This window comes from Stenotrophomonas sp. CASM110 (genome assembly GCF_049384345.1).
Classification (GTDB): Bacteria; Pseudomonadota; Gammaproteobacteria; order Xanthomonadales; family Xanthomonadaceae; genus Stenotrophomonas; species Stenotrophomonas muris.
This window is the reverse complement of record NZ_JBMRGI010000044.1, coordinates 1-3,796: the sequence shown is the minus strand read 5'-3', so window position 1 is coordinate 3,796 and position 3,796 is coordinate 1. Positions and strand designations below refer to the sequence as shown.

The 3,796-nt window shown below is 67.1% G+C and carries 4 protein-coding genes; all 4 read right to left on the bottom strand.

The features are described from left to right. Positions 1 to 139: 139 nt before the first annotated feature. Positions 140 to 949, bottom strand: coding sequence for a hypothetical protein (locus VG561_RS21105; RefSeq protein ID WP_032957767.1), 810 nt, complete (start codon positions 947 to 949; stop codon positions 140 to 142). A gap of 136 nt (positions 950 to 1,085) precedes the next feature. Continuing rightward, on the bottom strand, positions 1,086 to 1,979 hold the full coding sequence (cyoE, locus tag VG561_RS21100; RefSeq protein ID WP_049416773.1) for a heme o synthase: 894 nt from the start codon (positions 1,977 to 1,979) through the stop codon (positions 1,086 to 1,088). Between the two features lie 4 nt (positions 1,980 to 1,983). After that, complete coding sequence (locus VG561_RS21095) at positions 1,984 to 3,147, bottom strand: COX15/CtaA family protein (RefSeq protein ID WP_041863006.1); 1,164 nt, start codon at positions 3,145 to 3,147, stop codon at positions 1,984 to 1,986. A 10-nt stretch (positions 3,148 to 3,157) separates the two neighbouring features. Continuing rightward, the gene (locus VG561_RS21090) at positions 3,158 to 3,727 is read right to left on the bottom strand and encodes a hypothetical protein (protein ID WP_046428212.1); all 570 of its coding nucleotides are present in this window, start codon (positions 3,725 to 3,727) and stop codon (positions 3,158 to 3,160) included. Between the last annotated feature and the right edge of the window lie 69 nt (positions 3,728 to 3,796).

Here is a 3,796-nt window from a genome sequence, read left to right as displayed (position 1 = left end):
AATCCGGCGTGGGGACCCAAGCTACTTCTCGGTCGCAAGACCTGGATCCACACGGTCGCCCACGCCGGGCTCTCGGCCCCCAAGGTGCCAGATCGGCAAGAGATAAGATCCACGCCATGCGTGGATGGGTTGCCTGACGCTACGGATCCACGAGCGTGCCGACGCTCAGCTCCGGCATCCACACCCACAGGTCGTACGCCCGTTCCGCATGGGTATCGCCCCGCAGCCGCGGGGCCACCTGCTCTGGAAGTGGCCGCGCCATGCAACGGTCCGCGCACGCCCACGCCTGGCCACGCAGCGCACCCAACCGCACGCTGTAGATATCCAGGTCCCGCAGCTGGGAGGCCATCGGCCGCCTCTGCATTTCCGGCGGCATACCTTCCGGCCGCCGCAGCATGGCGTGGACATTGCCAGTCAGCACCAGCATGCGTGCATTGTCTGGCAACCCTCGATAGAGCCGTCGCAATTCGGCTGCCATGAAGTCATCGCGCGCCTGGTTGCCGCCACTGCTGGCATTGACGTCATAGCCAACCACTTCGATCACGCGCCCCTGCGCCTTCAGCACACGCAGGCCTTCGATCATCGCCAGCATGTCGCGGCTGCGGCGACCATCATGCTGGTCATCGCGCACGGTCCAGAACGCGCGGCCGCGCAGGTGCCGGCGCGCCGCGGCCCCGCCATCGGATTCCAGATAGTCGCGCAGCACAGGGTTCTCGGCGCGTGGCAGTTCCAGCGCCAGCAGGACCGGCGCGCCATTGCGGCTGTAGTCGTCCACCAGCTGCCGCACCAGCAGTGGCGTCTCGCGTGTGCCGTGGAATTCGCCCAGCACCAGCATGCGATGGCCAGCGGCGTATTGGCGGATCTGCGCGGTAGTGTCGTCGGCATGCGCGGTCACGGCCATGCCCAGCGCCAGCATCAGCGCGGTGGTCCAACGGAAGAACGAATGCATCCCTGCTGCTTCCTTTCCCTGGGGTCAGGAACAGCAATGGCGACGCCGAGACGGCGGTTCAAGGTGATCCACGTCATGCGAGGATGTCCGCGCGATCAGGTGGGGTCAGAGCCCCTTCGGGGATCCGACCCCGAGGTCACAGCCAGGGCAGGATCCAGTGGTCCACCAGCAGGAAGGCAAACAGCGCCATCAGGTAGACGATGGAGTAATAGAACATCTTCATCGAGAACAGCTCATCCGGCGGGTCGAGCATGCGCCAGGCGTACCAGAGGAACACGGCGTTGAGCACGATCGCGCCGCCCAGGTAGAACGCACCACTCATGCCCACCAGGTATGGCAACAGGCAGACCAGCGCCAGCACCACCGAATACACCATGATCTGCTTGCGGGTGTGCGCCACGCCGTGGGTCACCGGCAGCATCGGGATCTCCGCCTTGGCGTAATCCTCGCGGCGGAAGATCGCCAGCGCCCAGAAGTGCGGCGGGGTCCAGATGAAGATGATCAGCACCAGCAGCGACGAGTACGCCCAGTCCGACGAACCCTGCATGCCGGTCACTGCGGCCCAGCCCAGCATCGGCGGCATCGCGCCGGCCAGGCCACCGATGACGATGTTCTGCGAGGTCGCACGCTTGAGGTACACGGTGTAGATCACCGCGTAGCCGATCAGCGAGGCGAAGGTCAGCACTGCGGTGATCAGGTTCACCCACAGCACCAGGATGGTCATCGACAGCACGATCAGCACGCCGGCAAACACCAGCACCTGCCACGGCTTGACCTTGCCCACCACCAGCGGGCGCCACGAGGTGCGCGCCATCTGCGCATCGATGTGCGCGTCCAGCAGCTGGTTGATGGCGGCCGCGGCCGAGGCCGCCAGCCAGATGCCGAGGAAGCCGAGCAGGCCGGCGCGCACCTGCTCCCAGCTCGGCACGCCGGGGATGGCCAGGACCATGCCGACCAGGGCGGTGAAGACGATCAGGGCGACGACCTTGGGCTTGGTCAGGTCCCAGTACTGGCGGTAATTGGAAAACATGGAATCAGTCCGGGGCACGCAGGCGGGCCAGCAGGCTGACCAGTACGAACAACAGGGCAACGGCCACGCCGTTGTGGGCCACGGCCACTTCCAGCGGCAGCGCCAGCTTCACGTTGAGGATGCCGAGCGTGACCTGCAGCACCAGCAGCGCGATCAGCGCGCTGGCCCAGCCACGCATGCTCGGCAACCGGAACAGGCGCACGCCAAGCCACAGCAGGTAGACGGCCACCACCACCGCGAACAGGCGGTGCGCCATCTGGATGGCGATGCGCGAAGCGCCATCCAGCACACCGCCTTCGTAATCCACGCCGATGCCGCGCCACAGGGTGAAGCCTTCGACGAAGTTGTGCTGCGGCCACCACTGGTTGGCGCAGCGCGGGAAGTTGTCCAGCGAGGCGCTGCCACCGCCGCAGGCGAGTGCGGCGTAGTTGGCGCTGACCCAACCACCCAGCGCGATCTGGGTAACCAGCACCGCCACGCCGATGCGCATCAGCCACTTCAGCTTCGGCGCTTCAGCCAGGGTGATCGGCATGTGCGTCGCGCGCCAGGCCATCCACACCAGCAGGCCGAACATCAGCATGCCGCCCAGCAGATGGCCCATCACCACGATGGGTTTGAGCAGCAGGGTCACCGTCCACATGCCCAGCAGGGCCTGGAAGATCACCACCGCCAAGGTCAGCAGCGCCGCACGTGCGAGATCGATGTTGCTCCAGCGCAGCGCGGCGATCAGCAGGATCGCCTCGCCGGTCAAGGCCAGGGCACTGGCGGTGCCGTGCCAGCCCATCATGTACAGCGGTATGCCGGCGGCCACCAGCACGCAGGCGGTCACCACCGCCGTGCTTCCGAATCGCCGCTTGCGCGTGGCCAGCAGCGCCAGGGTCAGGATCTCGATGCCCAGCGCGCCGGCCAGGAAGCGATGCACCTGTTCTCGCCAGGCCTTGTGGGTCTCCAGCGGGCGGATCTCCGCCGCCGGGTGGCCGATGGTCTCTTCCACGTGCTGCGGCCAGGTGGCCTGGCCATAGCAGGTCGGCCAGTCCGGGCAGCTCAGGCCGGCATCGGACAGGCGCACGAAGGCGCCGAACATGATCGTGCTCGCGGTCATGATCATGGCGAACCACGCCAGGCGGTGGAAATTGCGGTGCAGCGCCGGACGCGCGGAAAGGCTCATCAAACGGGACTCACTTCAGTTTCAGCAACGTGGCCATGTCCTTGCGCAGGCCACCGAGGTCGGAACCCGGGGCATGGCGCATGATCACGAAGCCGTTCGGATCGATCACGTAGACCGGCAGTCCCGCCGGATCATCGACGCCCGGCAACGCCGCGCGCAGGGCTGGCGACGGAGCCAGCGGCCGCAGCGCGGGCAGCGAGGCGATCGACGCCGGTGGCGTACCCAGCCACAGGATCTCGACATTATCGGCGTTATGGCCGAACAGCTGCCACACCTTGCCCAGTCCCTGCGACAAAGTGACGCACTGCGCGTCGCAGGCACCGGCCGGCGCCACCAGCAGGCGCCAGGTACGGGCCTCGGGGTTCCAGGGGTAGGACTGGCCGCTGGCCAGGGTCGGCGCCTGCTGGCGCAGGTCCACCGGCGGCTTCAGCAGCTGGCCGGCATTGCGGTGCCCGGTCGGCTGCCAGCCGGAGAAGCGCAGCACGGCGGCCAGTGCCATCGCCCCGAAGAACACGGCAAACAGCAGCACCAGGGTCCGGCGGCCGGAACCGCGCGCCTGCGGGGACGTAGCAGTGTTCATGCGGGGCATTTTCTCATGGTTGGGTAGGGGATGCCGGTAGTGCCGGCCGCTGGCCGGCATCCAGGATTG

Coding starts and splice junctions, on each gene's coding strand:
- VG561_RS21105 (WP_032957767.1), bottom strand. CDS start 949: ATGCATTCGTTCTTCCGTTGGACCACCGCGCTGATGCTGGCGCTGGGC.
- cyoE (WP_049416773.1), bottom strand. CDS start 1,979: ATGTTTTCCAATTACCGCCAGTACTGGGACCTGACCAAGCCCAAGGTC.
- VG561_RS21095 (WP_041863006.1), bottom strand. CDS start 3,147: ATGAGCCTTTCCGCGCGTCCGGCGCTGCACCGCAATTTCCACCGCCTG.
- VG561_RS21090 (WP_046428212.1), bottom strand. CDS start 3,727: ATGAACACTGCTACGTCCCCGCAGGCGCGCGGTTCCGGCCGCCGGACC.